The 17,575-nt window shown below is 69.9% G+C and carries 10 protein-coding genes; 2 read left to right on the forward strand and 8 right to left on the reverse strand.

Annotated features, from left to right (window positions below; translation table 11 throughout):
• The first annotated feature begins 109 nt into the window (after window positions 1-109).
• A complete protein-coding gene (locus ACWCRB_RS35155) occupies window positions 110-1,297 on the forward strand; it encodes a sulfotransferase family protein (RefSeq protein ID WP_450999925.1) in 1,188 nt (395 codons plus the stop codon).
• A gap of 33 nt (window positions 1,298-1,330) precedes the next feature.
• Here ACWCRB_RS35155 and ACWCRB_RS35160 read toward each other — a convergent pair whose 3' ends face one another.
• The 7 genes from ACWCRB_RS35160 to ACWCRB_RS35190 all read right to left on the reverse strand — a co-directional run bounded on the left by ACWCRB_RS35160 (window position 1,331) and on the right by ACWCRB_RS35190 (window position 12,479).
• Window positions 1,331-2,065 carry a glycoside hydrolase family 12 protein gene (locus ACWCRB_RS35160; protein WP_450999926.1) on the reverse strand — a complete coding sequence of 245 codons (735 nt, stop codon included), beginning with the start codon at window positions 2,063-2,065 and terminating at the stop codon, window positions 1,331-1,333.
• 86 nt (window positions 2,066-2,151) lie between these two features.
• Complete coding sequence (locus ACWCRB_RS35165) at window positions 2,152-4,398, reverse strand: glycosyl hydrolase family 95 catalytic domain-containing protein (protein ID WP_450999927.1); 2,247 nt, start codon at window positions 4,396-4,398, stop codon at window positions 2,152-2,154.
• On the reverse strand, window positions 4,395-6,359 hold the full coding sequence (locus ACWCRB_RS35170) for a beta-galactosidase (RefSeq protein WP_450999928.1): 1,965 nt from the start codon (window positions 6,357-6,359) through the stop codon (window positions 4,395-4,397). Before ACWCRB_RS35170 ends, ACWCRB_RS35165 begins: the two co-directional genes overlap by 4 nt.
• Entirely contained in the window at window positions 6,359-8,578 is a 2,220-nt protein-coding gene (locus tag ACWCRB_RS35175; protein ID WP_450999929.1) for a 1,4-beta-glucanase, read from the reverse strand. The genes ACWCRB_RS35170 and ACWCRB_RS35175 overlap by 1 nt, the downstream gene beginning before the upstream one ends.
• A gap of 135 nt (window positions 8,579-8,713) precedes the next feature.
• Window positions 8,714-9,673 carry a carbohydrate ABC transporter permease gene (locus tag ACWCRB_RS35180; protein ID WP_450999930.1) on the reverse strand — a complete coding sequence of 320 codons (960 nt, stop codon included), beginning with the start codon at window positions 9,671-9,673 and terminating at the stop codon, window positions 8,714-8,716.
• Complete coding sequence (locus tag ACWCRB_RS35185) at window positions 9,670-10,767, reverse strand: ABC transporter permease (RefSeq protein ID WP_450999931.1); 1,098 nt, start codon at window positions 10,765-10,767, stop codon at window positions 9,670-9,672. Before ACWCRB_RS35185 ends, ACWCRB_RS35180 begins: the two co-directional genes overlap by 4 nt.
• A 26-nt stretch (window positions 10,768-10,793) precedes the next feature.
• The gene (locus ACWCRB_RS35190) at window positions 10,794-12,479 is read right to left on the reverse strand and encodes an extracellular solute-binding protein (RefSeq protein WP_450999932.1); all 1,686 of its coding nucleotides are present in this window, start codon (window positions 12,477-12,479) and stop codon (window positions 10,794-10,796) included.
• Between the two features lie 423 nt (window positions 12,480-12,902).
• Between ACWCRB_RS35190 and ACWCRB_RS35195 the strand changes: the two genes are divergently transcribed.
• Window positions 12,903-15,788: a glycoside hydrolase family 3 C-terminal domain-containing protein gene (locus ACWCRB_RS35195; RefSeq protein WP_450999933.1), complete on the forward strand. Its 2,886-nt coding sequence runs from the start codon at window positions 12,903-12,905 to the stop codon at window positions 15,786-15,788.
• A gap of 130 nt (window positions 15,789-15,918) precedes the next feature.
• Here ACWCRB_RS35195 and ACWCRB_RS35200 read toward each other — a convergent pair whose 3' ends face one another.
• On the reverse strand, window positions 15,919-17,376 hold the full coding sequence (locus ACWCRB_RS35200; RefSeq protein WP_450999934.1) for an aldehyde dehydrogenase family protein: 1,458 nt from the start codon (window positions 17,374-17,376) through the stop codon (window positions 15,919-15,921).
• Window positions 17,377-17,575: the final 199 nt, after the last annotated feature.

Below are 17,575 nucleotides of genomic sequence, written 5' to 3' on the forward strand. Positions count from 1 at the left end.
GGGGCGGGTGCGGGTGCTTCGTGGCTTGTCGCGCAGTTCCCCGCGCCCCTTTGGGGCGCGCACTCGTTCGGTACGTTTCCTCTGTCCCCTGCGGAAAGGAACCCCGCCCGTGTCTGGCACCAACCTCCCCCTCACGCTGGCCAATCTGCTGCTGCGGCCCGCGTTCGGTTCTCGGCGCGATCCTGACCGGGTCTTCGAGCGGATCGTCGGGAAGGCGGGGTGGACGGACGGGGACGAGTGGTTCGTGGACGGATTACGGCCGCTGCTGCGTGAGTGGGCGGCCGATGAAGACCTGTCGCCGGTCGGGTGGCAGTCCGCGCAGGCCCATGTGCGCAGGCATCTCACCAACCGGGCCCGGATCCGGCGGTTGATCGCCGCGAACCCAGCGATCGCCCAAGAACCCGTCGAGAAGCCGGTGTTCGTGGTCGGGCTCCCGCGTACCGCCACCACGCTCACCCATGGCGTGCTGTCCCTCTCCGGCGAGCATCGGTGCCCCCGGCTGTGGGAGCTGCTCGCCCCCGGGCTCGAACCGTCGGTCCGTGAGCGGAAGAAGGCGGTCACGGCCGCGCGGCGGACGCTCGACGGGACGTATCTGCTCTCCCCGCGCTTCCGCGAGATCCATCCCATGACCGCCGAGGGCCCCGAGGAGGACACCTTTCTCCTGCCGCACGCCCTGGTGCCGCTGTCCCAGGCCCGGCTGCCCGAGTACCACGCCCAGCAGTTCACGCGGGACTTCGTCCCCGACTACCGCCATCTCAAGGAGTGCTTCCAGGTGCTCCAGTACGGCCGGCCTCGGCGTCGCTGGATCCTCAAGTCCCCTATGCACACGGGGAATCTGGACGCCCTGCTCCGTGTGTTTCCCGACGCCACGCTCGTGTGGACGCACCGCGACCCGGTGACCGCCGTCGCCTCGTTCTGCAGTCTGGTCGAGTGCGGGATGGCCATCTCCCGGCGCAGGATCGACCTGCACGCCCTCGGCGCGACCTGGCTCGACCTGCTGAGCCGCTCCGTGCGGCGCGGGCTCGCGGCCCGGGACGGGTTCCCGCGCGAGGCGGTGGTGGACGTGCCGTACTCCTGGCTCGGCACCGACCCCGCCGCGGGCGCCCCGAAGCTGTACGGGGCCGTCGGCGCCCGCTGGACCGACGCGGACGCGGCACGGCTCCCCACGGTCGCCACCCACCTCAGGGGCAGCCGCCCCCACCGCTACGACCTGGCCCGTTACGGCCTGACCAAGGCCGATGTCGAGGCGGCCTTCGCCGACTACAACGCGCTGCGGGCCGAGGTCGACCGCGCCTGAACGGCGCGGCCGCCCCCGACCCCTGTCGGATCGTCAGCTGCTGCTGACGGTCAGGTTGTTGGTGGCGAAGTCCAGACCACCGGAGGACGAGGTGATCTCGAACCCGAACTGCACGTCACCGATGGTCTCGTTGCCGAACCAGCCCTTGGTGTCCTTGATCCACTTGAGGATCGGCAGGACGTTGACGGTGCCGGAGGTGGAGTCCGAGGTGCGCAGGAACGAGAAGACCTCGTTGGCGCCGTTGTTGCCCTTGTAGACGGTCCAAGTGTGGCCGCCCAGGGTCACGTTGCCCTGCGAGGTGCCCAACGGACCGACGGCGCCGTTGTAGTTGACCCAGAGCATGATCTCGTAGTCGTAGTCGGTGTCCCAGATGTCGTACGACGTGTTGTACGCGCCGGACGACGGGACGGTGACGTTGTAGCTGCTGGAGAGCGAGCCGAGCGAGGTGATCGTCTTGTTGATCACCTTCTTGGAGTTGGGGTACGACTTGATGCCGCCGGTGTTCGGGTGGTTGGCCCAGACACCCCAGTTGGTACCGGAGTTGGCCCAGATGCACTGACTGCCGGCGCCGGAGCCCCAGATGTTGTTGTAGAGGGTGTAGCCGTTCAGCGAGGTGTTGCCCCACTGGTCGCAGGAGTTCCAGACGGCGGCCGAGGCGGGGGCGGAGGCGAGACCGATGGTGGCGCCGAGCGCGAGAGCGGGGGCCAGCAGGGCCTTGGTGACCCGGCGGCTCAGGGTGCGAGTACGGGTGCGGGTGCGTGTTGCCATGGGGTTCCGTTCCTTCCATGGGTGGGGGGAGATGCGGGTGGTGGGGGGTTGTGTGCTGTTGTCTGCTGCGCTGTTCCTCGGTGCGGTTACCGCGGCCCCAGATCGAGGACGCGGTCTTCTCCGGCGACGAGGTCGAGCGTGCGTGCGCCGGAGGAAGTCCTGAGGTCGATGCGGTGCGTTCGGGTGGGGCGTACGACAGCCCGGCCCCGCCCCGGTCCCCAGTCGAGGTCCACCTCCGCGCCGAACCGCGTGCGTACGCCCCGAAGTTGACCGGTGGGGCAGGCCGCCGGGAGCGCGGGCAGGAGGACCAGCCGGTCGGGGGTCGACTGGATGAGCGCCTCGATCAGCACGGCGGGCAGGGTGTGCGCGGCGTCCGCGTTGTAGACGTCCCGTTCCGGGTAGTGCGCGCTCATCAGGGAGGCGTGGAAGAAGTCGCCGTCGAGCACCTGGCCGAGGGCCTGGGTGACCCGTTCGCCGTCGCGGAGGCGGGCCGCGATCAGGGCGTGGTGGAGGTGCCCGTGGGCCGAGTCGTTCTCGGCGCCCCGGAGTTGGAGGGCGCGGTACGCGGCGGTGGCGAGGTCCGGGGTGTCGTACGGATTGATCTCGTCGAGGGGCCAGACACCGTAGAGGTGGCTGAGGTGGCGGTGGTCGTAGGTGTCGTCCAAGCCTGGCCAGGCCCATTCGGCGAGGGCTCCGTCGGCGTTGATCCGGTGGGGCGGGAGACGGTCGGCCAACGCCCGCCAGTGATCCGCCCGTTCCGGGTGGTACTTGGCTGCGGTGAGCAGGGCGTGCCGGGCCGCCGAGAGGTCCATCGCCGCGTTGATCGCGCCCCAGCTCGCGTTCGCCGGACGGTTCTCGGGCGAGTACGAGGGGACGACGACGAGGTGGCCGTCGGCGTCGGTGCGCGTGAGGAAGTCCTCGTAGAACAGGGCGACTTCGGCGAGAGCGTGTGCGGTGCGCGCGTCCTGCTCACCGCGGGTCTCGTCGTGGTCGACGAGCGGCTTGAGCAGCCAGTCGGCGCCGGCCGTCCAGAGGTGCAGCGGATATTCGCGGCTGAAGTGGTACGTCAGCCCGGACTCGCCGTCGGTGTGCGCGGGTGCCATGACGCCTCGCGTGCCGAAGACGGTGCGGGCGTTCTCGCGCCAGTCGTCGAGTTGACCATGGATCAGGGAGGCGAGGGCTTCCGTGACTTCGGGGAGGGCGCCGGGCGCGGCCGATGCGGTCTGGAGGTTGACGTTGGCGTCGTTGGTGAACGCGCCCGCCCACGCCGTGTCCCAGTCTCCGGTCCACAGGCCGACCAGGCGGGGCGGGAGCATCCCGCTGGCGGAGAGCAGGTGGTAGCGGCCGGCGGCGAAGAGACGTTCCAGGAGGGCCGGGCTCTTGGTGCGGGTGAGCAACTCGGCGCCGGACAGGGCACGTTCGGCTTCGTCGGCGGCGAGGTCGAGGGTGACGCGGTCGTAGGCGGTGCGGTGGAGGGGGGTGTGGCGGGCGAGGAGACGGTCGTACGTCTGCCTGCTCGGCGGCTGTTCGTCGTCCGCGTCCGGGAGCAGCTCACGTAGGGCGTGGGCGACGTCCGCCGTGTCCAGTTCGCCGACGTGCCGGACGACTCGCGTCAGCAGCAGCACGGACTCCGCGCCCTCGACCCGGACGCCGGGCGGGGTGAGGGTCGTAGCGCCGCCGGTGGGGACGACGAGGGTCACGCCGGTGTACGCGCGGTCGCTGTCGGGGTAGCGGGCGCGGAGCGTGAGCAGGGCGCCCTCGGGGGTGCGCACCACGCTCTGGCCTACGCCCAACTCGGCCGGGGCGCCCGGGAGTCGGTGGTCGAGGTCGATGTCGAGGGTGAGACCCGGACCGCCGGGGTCGCCGGATCCTCCGCTGACGTACTGGACGACGACGTCGTCCGCGCGGGACACGAAGACCCGGCTGCGCCAGCCCTCGCACCCGGCCTCGACGATCCCGGTGGTGAAGTCGACGGCCCGGCGGTAGTCCCGTCGGTCCCCCGCCGGGCCTCCTCCGCGCAGCCGCACCTGGAACGCCGGATGGAAGGGCTGCACCCATTGCAGCTCCCGCCCATCGGTGAAGCTCTCGGCGGCCGTGGTGTCCCCGGCCAGCAACCGGTCCTGGAGGTCGGCCAGTTGGTCCGCCAGCCGCGGTGGCCGCGCGTGCTCGCTGCCGTTCGGGCGGACGAGGGTGTGGTGCGTGACGACGACCCGGTCGTTGTCCGCGTCGCCGAACACCAGAGCGCCGTGGCAGCCGTTGCCGCTCAGATAGCCGTCCTCCCAGCGGACGGCAGGGAGCGGCTCCCAGGTTCCGTGAACGGGTCCGCCGGTCATGGCTTCAGCACCGCCACTCCGTACCGGCCGAGTTGGACCGCGTCTGTGACGGTGTCAGCGGTCAGCAAATCTCCGTGCACACCGGGAACTTGGACGGTCACCGGGTCGGTGCCGTGGTTGAGGAGGAAGAGCAGCTCACCGCGCCGGACCGCCTCGACCCTGTCGGGCAGGGCCTCCAGCACCGGCCGGACGCCCGCGCCCGCGCCGATCCGGGCGAGGAGATCCCGGAGCGCGTCGGGCTCGGGGAGCGTGGAGACGTACCAGGCACGCCCCTTGCGCAGCACCGCCGGCAGCCCGTCGAGTTCGCCGCCCTTGTACGGGGTGACCTGGTCGGCGTCGTCGGCCTCCAGCTCCTCGGACCACAACTGACCCCGGAATCCGTCGACTTCGACGCTCTCCCCCGCGTCCAGCGGCCACCACTCGTGCAGGGTGCGCAGCCCGAACAGCTCGCGCAGCCGCTCGTCCATGCCGCCGGGGCGTACCCGGTCGTCCTCGTCGGCGACTCCGGTCAGGAAGCCGCAGACGAGGGTGCCGCCGCCGCGTACGTAGGCCAGGAGGTTGTCGATCGCCATGTCCGTGAGCAGGTACAACTGCGGTACGACGACGAGCCGGTAGGCCGACAGGTCGTGCTCGGGGTGGGCGAAGTCCGTCGCGAGGTGTGCTTCCCACAGGGCCCGGTGCCAGGCCCGTACGACCTGCGGGTAGTCCACCTCGGAGGAGAGCCGCCCGTCCTGGGCGCCTCCCCACCAGGCGTGCCAGTCGTGGAGAACGGCGATGTCGTTGGCGGTATGACTGTCCGTCACCTCAGCGCCGATGGCGGCGAGTTCGGCGCCGAGCTGCTTGACCTCCTGGAAGGTCCGGCCGTGCTCACCCGCGTGGCTGACCATGCCGGAGTGGAACTTCTCGGCGCCCTGGCGGGACTGGCGCCACTGGAAGTAGCAGACGGCGTCGGCGCCGCGTGCCACCGCCTGGAGCGACCAGAGGCGGTTGAGGCCGCGCGGCTTGGGGTGGTTGACGCCCCGCCAGTTGACCGGACCGGCCGCCTGTTCCATCAGCATCCACGGGCCGCGTGCCTGCGAACGCGTCATGTCCTGCACGAGCGCGGCCTGTTGGGCGCCGAGCGGGTCGCGCGGGTCGGGGTAGAGGTCGACGGAGACAAGGTCCTCCTCCTGGACCCAGCGCCAGGCGTCCTGGCCCACCCACATCGGCATGAAGTTGGTGGTGACCGGGAGGTGCGGGGTGTGGCGGCGGACGATGTCGCGTTCCGCGAGGTAGCACTCCAGGAGGGCGTCGGACGTGAAGCGTTTGAAGTCCAGTACCTGGGTCGGGTTCCGCATGTAGTGCGGGAGGCGCGGCGGCAGGATCTCGTCCCAGTCGCCGTACCCCTGGCTCCAGAAGGCCGTGCCCCAGGCGGTGTTGAGGGCGTCCAGGGTCCCGTACTTGCCCTGGAGCCAGCGGCGGAAGGCGGCGGCCGACTCGTCGCCCCAGTCGTAGGTGCAGTACTCGTTGTTGATGTGCCACATGGTGAGGGCGGGGTGGCCGCCGTAGCGGGCGGCGAGGTCCTCGGTGATGGCGGCGGCGTAGCGACGGTAGGTGGCGCTGGAGTGCGCGAAGTGCTGGCGCCCGCCCCACCATTCGATCCGGCCGTCCTCGGCGACGGGCAGGGTTTCGGGGTGCAGCCGGCCCATCCAGGGCGGTGGCGAGGAGGTGGGCGTGGCGAGGACGACGCCGATGCCGTTGTCGTGCATCAGGTCCATCAACCGGTCCAGCCAGCCGAACTCCCGTGCCCCGGGCCGGGGTTCGAGCTTCGCCCAGGAGAAGACGCCGAGGGTGACGGAGTTGACGCCGGCGTCCTTCATCAGCCGGACGTCCTCGGGCCAGGTCTCCTCGGGCCACTGCTCGGGGTTGTAGTCGCCGCCGAAGAGGATCCGCCCCCGGGTGGCATCGCTGAGGCTGGGCATCAGACGGGCTCCCCGTACTGGATGCCGCGCCCGTTGGTGGCGAGGTACACGCGGCCGTAGATGCGCGGGTCGCCGGTGATCACCTCACCGGTCCAGCCCCACTGATGGGCGTCGTCGTTGATCCGCGTCCAGGTCTTCGCCTCGTCGTCGGAACGGTAGACGGCGGTGATGGCCTCGGTGGAGCCGACCATGTAGATCGCCGGGTAGGCGGCGCCCTCCGCGGCCCGACCGAACCCGAGGGTGTACGAGGCCCAGCAACTGGCGACCTTGGTGAAGGTGACGCCGCCGTCGGTGGACCGGTGGAGCCCGTTCCACTTGACGCTCAGCCACAGGTCACCGGACCTGCCGGGCGCCGCGACCAGCTCGAACTGGCTGTCACCGGAGGGCAGCCCGCCCGCACGGGCAGTGAACGAGAGGCCACTGTCAGTGCTGGCGTATAGCGTTCCTGTGTCGGTGTCGTACGCGTAGAAGAGCGTCGGGTCGGCCGGGTCGGCGACCGGCGTGGCGCCCTTCGGAATGGAGGAGATCTCGGACCAGGTCGTGCCGTTGTCCGTGGAGCGGTGGGCTGGGTACTTCGTGCCGTCCCAGTGCACGAAGGTCCACAGCAGCACGCTGCCGTCGGCGTTGGTGGCGATCGGCCCCGGTGCGTTCTTGGCGATGTCGGGCTGGGCAGCGAAGGGCGCCCAGCTCCGCCCGCCGTCGTTCGAGAAGGCACCGTTGCCGTTGTCGCCCCACCCTGCCCGGACGACGTACGACGGCTTGGCCGCGGCCTGGGCGAGTCCCGTCGCCGACCCGAACACGGGGTTCGACGCCATGCCGCGCGACGGAGACGCCGTGAGCCGCTCGTGGTACATCACGCCGATGTCCCCGAGTCCGCTGAGCAGGTGCGCCTCCCCGACCGGGGGCGAGATCAGCTGGCGCACGGACGTCTCCTCCAGGCCACGGATCTGCGGGGCCCAGTGCTTGAGGTCACGGGTGCCGTAGAGGGTCGCGCCGGTCCCGTACACAAGGTGCCGCGAGTCGTACGGGTCCAGCGCGAGCGCCTGGATCCACCAGCCGAACTTCGGCTTGTCACCACCCCACTTGAGGAAAGGAGTCTCGGACACGTCGAACACAGCAGCGTCCTTGAGGGACGTCCAGGTACGGCCGCCGTCCGTGGAGCGGAACAGGGTGTCGATGTCGGCCCAGCGGTTGTTGGTGGAGACGACGACGGTGCCGGCCCGGCAGGCGTCGACGGCGACTCCGCCATAGGCGAAGGTGTCGGCGGAGCCGTCGGCGGTGGTCCCGCCCGGCTTGACCGGGGTCACATCCGTCCAACTGCCCGTCGTGGTGCGCAGCTTGTGCACGCTGCCGTCGGACTGGCCGTTGGGCCCGGGCGCGTTGCCGTACGTCACGTACAGGTCGCGGGTGTGCCTGTCGTAGGCGGCGCGGATCGGGACCTTGGCGGAGGTGGCGCCGACGGGCTGCCCGGGCACGGCTTCCCAGGTCGTGCCGTCGGAGGTGCGGTACAGGTTGGCCGTACCAGCGGTCCCGTCGCCGTCGCCCCACCCGGCGTAGACGGCACGACCGACGGAGACCAGGAAGGTGACGCCCTGGCCACTGGCGCTCGGAGCGGCCGGGAAGGCACTGTCGGCTGCCCAAGTAGCGCCCCGATCCGTCGACTTGAGCAGCCCGTCGTGCCGGGTCCCCAGCCACAGGGTGTCGCTGTCCCGCGGATCGACGAGCAGCCGCTCACCGGCCCCCCGCCCGTCCTCGTTGGCCCCGAGCTTCACACCCAGATCGGTACGCGCCCAGGTCGCTCCCCGGTCCTCGGACCGCAGAACGGCCCCGTTCCCGGCCCAGGACTGGGCATAGGCACCGAGGGAGAGGTACACCCGATCGGGGTGCGCCGGATCGACGGCGATGGCCTCCACCCCGAGCAGATTCCAGTCGTCCCACCCGAGGTGATCGGTGAGCGGGGTCCAACGGGCGGCCCGCTCGTCCCACCGATAGGCCCCGCCGATGTCGGTACGGGCGTAGGCAAGCCCACGAACTGAGGGATGGAACAACACCCCGGTGACAAACCCGGTACCCCCGATGACGGCGGTACGCCACCGGTAAGCGGGAGCAGCAACTGCTGCCTGGGCAGCCGTACCGGACACCGACACGGCGGAGAGCGCACCAACAGCAGCGGCCCCGGCAAGAACAACACGTCTACTCGGACGAGACGACGAAGACATGACTTACCTCGATCTTGAAAAGAGAGGGGAGGAAAACGCGCCCCAAAGGGGCGCGGGGAACTGCGCGACAAGCCACAACGCACCCGCAGCCGCCAACCGACAGCAAGCGGCACCCCGTACCGCGAAACCTGACCGTCAGCCCTTGATCGCCCCGGTCAACATGCCCTTCTTGAAGTGCCGCTGCACAAACGGCGACAACACAGCCACCGGCAACAACGCCAACGTCATGACAGCCATCTGCACGGCAAGCGCAGAAAGCTGCCCCGTCTTGATCGCCTGCCCCATCCCCACCGGAGGTTCCTGCTTCTGCACAAGCTGGATCATCACGTTCTGCAGCGGCATCATGTCCTGGTCGCTCAGATAGATCGACGCGTTGAACCAGGCACTCCAGTAGCCGACCGCGTAGAACAGCGTGATGACGGCGATGACGGCCCGCGACAGCGGCATCACGATCGTCCAGAGGATCCGCCAGTCACCGGCTCCGTCGATGCGTGCGCTGTCGATGAGTTCGGGTGAGATGCCCATGAAGAACCCGCGCAGGACCAGGATGTTGAAGACGCTGATCGCGCTGGGCAGGATCAGCGCGAGGTAGGTGTCGGTCAGGCCCAGGGACTGCACCAGCAGATAGGTCGGGATGAGGCCGGCGCCGAAGAACATCGTCGCGAGGAAGGTCATCAGGATCCAGCGGTGGCCGACCGAGCCGACGCGGGAGAGGCCGTACGCCGCGAGGATCGACACCGTCATGGAGAACAGCGTGCCGACGAGGGTGACGCCCAGGCTGACGAGGCTGGCCCGGGTGACCTGGCCGCCGCTCAGCAGCTCCTGGTAGGCGATGAAGGTGATGCCCTTGGGGATCATCACGAGACCGCCGGCCTCGGTGATGGTCTGTTTCGTGGACAGGCTGGTGACGACGACGATCCACAGCGGGAAGAGAACCCCGAGGCAGGCGCCCACCAGGACGATGCCCTTGCCGGCGAGCCCGGCCTTGCTGGGTTCGTCCTCCCAGGCGGGCCGGGGCGGGGCGGCCCAGCGGCTCGGGGCCGCCACACTCCGCCCGGCTGCGGCACGGGGCCGTTCATCGGTCGTGGCGCTCACTTCTTGTACACCCCCTGCTCGCCCATGAGATGGGCCACCTTGTTCGCCGCGAGGACCAGCCCGAGACTCACCACGCCCTTGACCAGTCCCGCGGCGGCGGCGTAGCTGAAGTCCTGGTTGCGTACGCCGTTCCACCACACGAAGGTGTCGAGGACCTCCGCCGCGCCCGGTCCGACCGCGTCGCGTTGGAGCAGGATCTGTTCGAAGCCGACCGTGAGGGCGTCGCCGACGCGGAGCACGAGCAGCAGGGCGATCACCGGGCGCAGCGCGGGCAGTGTGACGTGCCACATGCGGCGCCAGCGGCCGGCGCCGTCCATCGCGGCGGCCTCGTACAGGTCGGGGCTCACGGAGGCCAGCGCGGCGAGGAAGACGATGATGCCCCAGCCGGCGTCCTTCCAGACGCCCTCCGCCGTGACCAGGAACTTGAAGATCCCGGGGTCGGTCATCAGGTCGAAGCCCTCGTACCCGTGCTGTCGCAGGGTCTGCGCGATGATGCCGGCGCCGCCGAAGATCTGCTGGAAGACGGTGATGACGAGCACCCAGGAGAAGAAGTGCGGCAGGTACAGGATCGCCTGGGAGACCGCGCGTATCCGGGGCCTGATCACGCTGTTGATGAGCAGCGCGAGCAGGATCGGGATGGGGAAGAAGAGGAGCAGCTGGAGGGAGAAGAGGACGAGCGTGTTCTGTACGGCGTCCCAGAACGCGGAGTCCTCGAAGATCCGCTGGAACTGTTCGAGGCCGACCCAGGGGCTGTGGAAGATCGCGACGAAGCCGTTGTCGCTGACGTAGGGGTCGTACTCCTGGAAGGCGACGACATTGCCCAGGATCGGGATGTAGTTGAAGACCAGGACCAGCACGAGCGCGGGCACGGTCATCAGCAGGAGCGTGCGGTCGCGTCTGAGCCGCAGCCGCAGGCGCAGCTTGCCCGAGGGGCGGGCCGGCCCGGGTGCACCGGTCCCGGTGGCGTCGCCGGACACCTCCGAGGTCCCGGCCTGCTTCCCGATCACCTTCCCGGCCGTCATCCGGGCCTTCCTCGCCGACTGCTTCTGGGTCTCTGCCTCGGAACCGCCGCGAGGCACCGTGCTGTGGGACACGGCCGTCTCCTTGCCTCAGCTCCGGGTCACTTCGCCGCGCCGTTGGCGTCCAGCAGCTTCTGGTACCAGTCGCGCAGCTGGTCGCCGCCCTGGCTCTTCCAGTCGGACACCGCCTGCTGCATGTCGCTGATCTTCTTGCGGCCGCGGACGATGTCGTCCTCCAACTGCTCGAAGTCGTTGGAGAGGTTGGTCCAGCGGGTCGGCTCGACGACCTGCATGCCGAAGAACGGCGTCTTCTTCGTGAACGCGCCCATCCGCTGCTGCCACTCGACCTGCGCCTTGGCGATGTCGGGGAAGTCCGGGTGGGCGATGGTCGAGGCGGGGCTGGCGACCATGACGAAGGCGTTGGTGACCTCCTGGTTGCCCTTGTCGTTCTTCGTGGGCACCCCGTCCTTCACCGTGTAGTGCGTGCCCTCCACCCCGTAGTTGGTGAGCATGTACTCCTTGGTGCCGTACGGGGACGCGGTCACGTTGGCGACGGCCAGCACGTCACGGATCGTCTTCTCCGAGGCCTTCTTGCTGACGAAGGCGAAGATCCCGGCGGGCTGGACGGCGAACAGGGTGGGGTCCCCGCCGTCGTGGCCGAAGATGTCCATGCCCCCGATGCGGAACTCCTTGTTCTGGGTGGCCTGTTCGGCCGTCTTGCCCCACCACGTCGAGATGTCGTTGTTGAACATGAGCACCTCGCCCGAGGTGAAGCGGAGACCGGAGTCGCCCTGGTTCTGCGCCTTGGCGTCGGGGTGGACGACATCGGCGGCGTACAACTTCCGCGTCCACTCCAGGGCTTCGAGGTACTCGGGGGTCTCGACGCGGTAGACCAGCTTGCCGTCGACGAGGTTCCAGCCGAGGGACTTCTCGGAGCCGGAGAGCACCCCGAAGACGTTGAACGCCGTCCACTTCATGTCGTCGCACGCCCAGACCTTGGCCTTGGCGTTGGTGATGTCCTTGGCCAGCGAGAGGAACTCGTCGGCGGACGTGGGGAGTTCGTAGCCCTTCGCCTCGAAGATGTCCTGGCGGTAGTACGGCACGATGTTGACGACGTACGAGGCCGGCATGGGCAGACCGCGCAGTGCGCCGCCGAAGATCGAGCGCTGCCAGGCCTCCGTCGGGATGGCCGCGAGGTTCGGGAACTCCTTGACCGCATCGCCGGAGAGGTACGGGCCGAGGTCGGCGAACTTGCTGTTGATGGCGCTCGGTATCTTGCCGCCCATGTTCCAGCCGGGGATGACCACGACATCCGGGATGTCGCTGGAGGCGAGGACCGCGCCGAGCTTCTCGTCGTAGGTGTTGCCGTCCTGGTTCTGCCAGGTGACATCGACGCCGGTCAGGGCGTTCATCGCCGTGTAGTACGGGTTGTCGCCCTTCGGCGGGGTGCCCCAGAACGGCGACATGATCTTGATGCTGCTGCCCTTGCCGAGCTTCTGGGCCACCGAGGTCTTCAGGGCCGCCATGTCCAGCTTGCTGCTGAAGCCGATCGACGAACCGTTCTTCGACGGGATGTCGGGCGTCACCACGTTCTGCGCCACGAAGGTCGGGAGGATCTTCTTCGCGTCCTTGCCCGAGGTGGTGCCGTCCTTGGAACCGCCGCCGGAGCCACCGCAGGCGGCGAGCAGCGGCATCCCGCCCACCACCGCGGCGGCGGCGACCGCCGTGGAGGCGAGGAAGCTTCTCCGGCTCGGTGCGGAGGAGGCGGAGGAGGCATTCGGCGTCATTGCGTCAACCCTTCATGGCGCACCAGGACACCCGGCGGTGGAGCCGTCGGCTGCGGTGTCTTGTGTGTTACTGGCGTGACTCTCGTGACTGGTCGGGTCGAGGGAGTCCTCGGATGACTGCGGAGGACCGCTCTTCCCGGGTGGCGTTCCAGGAGGTGCTCCCGGTGGCTCCCAGTTAGTCGAAGCGCTTCGATGTTGCTGCGAGGTTAAGTGAACACCTGAGGGTGCACAAGGGTCGGCTCCAAGATTCCTCCGAGGTGTGGGGCCCTGCCAGGCGGCCCGAACCGCCCCCGTATGCCGCTTGACATCACGGGCGGGAAACGGATTTGTTGCACCTGGGTCTCTTGACACCCACCCCCACGTCGAATGAGCATCGAAGCGCTTCGAATGTGCCTCGCCGCCAGATCGCAAAGGGAACCCCACGTGACCGCACAAACGCCGTCTTCGCCGCCATTCCGCGATCCGCAGCTGCCGACCGCGAAGCGCATCGACGATCTGCTGTCGCGCCTGACCCTCGACGAACGGGTGGCTTTCCTCCACCAGTTCGCGCCCGCCGTGGAGCGCCTCGGCATCGCCGCCTTCCGCACCGGCCAGGAGGCGCTGCACGGAGTGGCCTGGATGGGCCCGGCGACGGTGTTCCCGCAGGCGGTCGGTCTCGGCGCGACCTGGAACGAGGAACTCGTGCACCGCGTCGGCGAGGCGGTGTCCAAGGAGGTCCGGGCGATGCGCGCCCGCGACGACCGCGTCGGCCTCAACGTCTGGGCACCGACGGTCAATCTGCTGCGCCATCCGCTGTGGGGCCGCAACGAGGAGGGCTACTCGGAGGACCCGAAGCTGACCTCGGCGATCGCCACCGCGTACACGCGCGGCTTGCGCGGCGACCATCCCGCGTACTGGCGTACGGCCCCGGTCCTCAAGCACTGGCTGGCCCACAACAACGAGACGGGAAGGGACGTCACCTCCTCCTCCGTCCGCCCGCGTGTCCTGCACGAGTACGATCTGCGCGCCTTCCGCGAGACGGTCGAGGCGGGTGCGGTGGCCGGGGTGATGCCCGCGTACAACCTGGTCAACGGCCGCCCCAACCACGTCTCGCCGCTCCTGGGCGAGCACCTGCGCACCTGGACGGACGCCGACCTGCTGGTCTGCTCGGACGCGGCGGCCCCCTCCAACCTGGTCGACTCGGAGCACTACTTCGACACCCACGAGGAGGCGACGGCCGCCGCGCTGATCGCCGGCGTGGACAGCTTCACCGATCACGGAACGGACTCCACGAAAATTATCGCCCGTGTCCAAGGGGCCCTGTCCCAGGGCCTGTTGACGGAGGCGGACATCGACAGGGCGGTCCGCCGTCAGCTCTCGGTCCGCTTCCGGCTGGGCGAGTTCGACCCGCAGTACGACCCGTACGCCGACACCAAGGACTTCGACACCCCGGCCCACCGCGCCCTCGCCCAGGAGGCGGCGGAGCAGGCGATCGTCCTGCTGAAGAACGACGACGCGACGCTCCCCCTGGCCCCCGACACCCGGATCGCGGTCGTCGGCCTGCTCGCCGACGAGTGCAAGGCCGACTGGTACAGCGGCACCCTCATCCACCGCTCGACACCGCTGGAGGCCCTGTACGAGCGCTTCGGCGCCGAGCGTGTCGAGTTCGCCGAGGGCGTGGACCGCGTACGGCTGCGCACGTCGGCGGGTACGTTCCTGCACGTACCGCCCGCCGAGGACGCGCCGGACGTCGCCCGGGGCGCCGAGGGCGCGCTGGACCCGGCCCTCCTCGCGGGCCGCACGGACCTGCCCCCGCTCACCACCGAGGCCGAGGGCACCGAGTTCGCGCTGATCGACTGGGGCGAGGGCGTCCTGACGCTGCGGGCCCCCGACGGCCGCTACCTCTCGGTCGCGGAGGACGGCTACGTACGGGCGTCGGCGGACCAGCCCGGCGGCTGGGTGGTCCAGGAGACGTTCCGCCTGGAGCCGCAGAACTCCCCCGATTCGACCAATTCTGCTGAAAACCACCACCACCTCCTCAGGCACGTCGGTACGGGTCGCCACGTCTCTGTCGCCGCCGACGGCGTGAAGGTTGCCGACGAGAAGGAGACGCCTCCGGAGATCTTCGAGCTGATCGTCACCGAACGCGGTGAGGAGTCGGTGAAGAGAGTGGCCGCGCGGGCGGACGTGGTCGTGGTGGTCGCGGGCAACGACCCGCACATCAACGGCCGCGAGACGGAGGACCGTACGACGCTCCATCTCCCCGCCCACCAGCAGCGCCTGCTGACGGCGGCCCGCGACGCGAACCCGCGCACAGTCCTGGCCCTGACCTCGGCATACCCGTACGCGGTGGACGTCACGGACCTCCCGGCGGCCCTGTGGACGGCGCACGGCGGCCAGGCGGCGGGCACGGCGCTGGCCCGCGTCCTGGCGGGCGACGTCTCACCGGCGGGCCGCCTCCCGCAGACCTGGTACGCGGCCGACGCCGACCTCCCCGACCTGCTGGACTACGACGTCATCGGCTCCCGGCAGACGTACCTCTACTTCGAGGGCACCCCCCTGTTCCCCTTCGGCCACGGCCTGTCGTACGCGACGTTCGCGTACGGCGACCTGACGGCGGAGGTGGCGGACGAGGAGACGCTCCGGGTGTCGTTCACTGTCGCCAACACCGGGTACGTCATGGCGGACGAGGTGGCGCAGCTGTACACGAGGGCGCCGGAGTCACCGGTCGCCCGCCCGCGCCGGGAACTGGTGGCCCACCGCCGAGTCACCCTGTCACCGGGAGAGTCGGCGACCATGTCCTTCGAACTCCCGCTCAGCTGCCTGGAGTTCTGGGACGCGGGGAGCAACGGCCGGCGCCTCGCCCCGGGTTCGTACGAACTCCTGGCGGGCGCGTCGAGCGAGGACATCCGCGCTCGTACGACGGTCCAGGTGACCGGCACACCGTCTGTGCCGCGCCCGGTGCGCCAACTAGGCCTGTCGGCGGCCGACTTCGACGAGCAGAGGGGCATCGAGATCGTCGACCGTACGAAGGTGTCGGGCGACGCGGTGACACCCACGGGGAGCGGAGAAGCCGAACTCCTCTACCGGGACTGCGACTTCGGGGCGGGGGTCACGGAGGTCACGGTGACGACGGCGGGCGAGGGAGTCGTGGAGGTGGAGGTCGTACTGGACGACCGCGCGGCGACGGCCGTACTGACACCGACGCCGACCGGGGGCCCGTACGACTACACGACGGGGCGGGCGGCGCTGGCCGTCGACGGCGTGCGCGACGTACGCGTGAGGCTGCGCGGCCCGCTGAGGCTCGCGCACGTCGGCTTCTCCGGCTGAGGGTCCGGAGAAGCCGACGCATGAAAGGGGGCATGGAAGGGGCCCGGCACCGGAAGGCATCGGTGCCGGACCCTTTCGTGACGGCGCGTTCGCGTCATCGGCGAGTGTATGTGAAAACGGTTCCCATTAGCTAGAGGGCGAGGCCGGTCAGTACGAGGACGCGCTCGTACGTGTAGTCGTCCATCGCGAACTTGACGCCCTCGCGGCCGACCCCGGACTGCTTGGCGCCGCCGTACGGCATCTGGTCGGCGCGGTAGGAGGGCACGTCGCCGATGACGACACCGCCGACCTCCAGGGCGCGGTGGGCGCGGAAGGCGGCCTGGAGGTCGTGGGTGAACACGCCTGCCTGGAGGCCGTACTTGGAGTCGTTGGCGGCGGCGAAGGCCGCGGTCTCGCCGTCCACCTTCTGCACGGTGAGGACCGGCCCGAAGACCTCCTCGCAGGAGATGGTGACATCGGCGGGTACGTCGGTGAGGACGGTGGGCGCATAGGAGGCACCGTCGCGCTTGCCCCCGGCGAGAAGGTTCGCACCGGCTCGCACAGCCTCATCGACCCACGTCTCGACCCGCTTGGCGGCGTCCTCGCTGACCAGCGGCCCGACGTCGGTGGCGCCGTCGGCCGGGTCGCCGGTCACCTGGGCCTCGACGGCGGCGACGATACGGGGCAGCAGCCGGTCGTACACGGAGGCGTCCGCGATGACCCGCTGCACGGAGATGCAGGACTGGCCGCCCTGGTAGTTGGAGAACGTGGCGATACGGGTCGCCGCCCAGTCGAGATCGGCGTCGGAGGCGTAGTCGGCGAGGACGACCGCCGCGCCGTTGCCGCCGAGTTCGAGGGTGCAGTGCTTGCGCGGGACCGAGTCCATGATCGCGTAGCCGACCTTCTCGGAGCCGGTGAAGGAGATCACGGGCAACCGCGGGTCCTGTACGAGGGCGGGCATACGGTCGTTGGCGACCGGGAGGATGCTCCACGCGCCGGCGGGCAGGTCGGTCTCGGCGAGGAGTTCGCCGATGAGGAGGCCGGAGAGGGGGGTGGCGGGGGCCGGCTTGAGGATGATGGGGGCGCCTGCCGCGATCGCCGGGGCGATCTTGTGGGCGCAGAGGTTGAGAGGGAAGTTGAAGGGGGCGATGCCGAGGACGACGCCCTTGGGGAAGCGGCGCGTGAGGGCGAGGCGGCCCTGTCCGCCGAGGTCGGTGTCGAGGCGCTGGGCCTCGCCGCCGTTGAAGCGCCGGGCCTCCTCGGCGGCGAACCGGAACACCGAGACGGCTCGGCCGACCTCGCCGCGGGCCCACTTGATCGGCTTGCCGTTCTCGGCGGAGATGAGCTGGGCGATGTCTTCCGTGCGCTCGACGAGGCGGCGGCTGACGTGGTCGAGGGCGGCGGCGCGGATGTGGGCCGGGGTGGCGGCGAACTCGTCGCGGACGGCGTGGGCGGCGGCGACGGCTTCCTCGACCTGGGCCTCGGTCGGCACGCCGACCTTGCCGACGAGGCGTCCGTCCCAGGGGGAGGTGACGTCGAAGGTGGTCTCGCCGGTGGCCGGGCGGCCGGCGAGCCAGAAGGCGTGGGTGAGGGGCGGCGTGGAGGTCATGGGTACACGGTAGGGCGGGGAGGGGGTGGGGTTGTTTGTCCGGGGTGGAGTGGTGGGGGCGGGTTGTGCGACGGTTCGGCGGGGTGTTTCTTCGCCCCCGCCGCCCCTACCCGTTCCCATCCTCGGGGGCTCCGCCCCCGAACCCCCGCTCCTCAAACGCCAGAGAGGCTAACTACTAGCCCGTCCGGCGTTTGAGGAC

Source organism: Streptomyces sp. NPDC002156 (genome assembly GCF_053593675.1).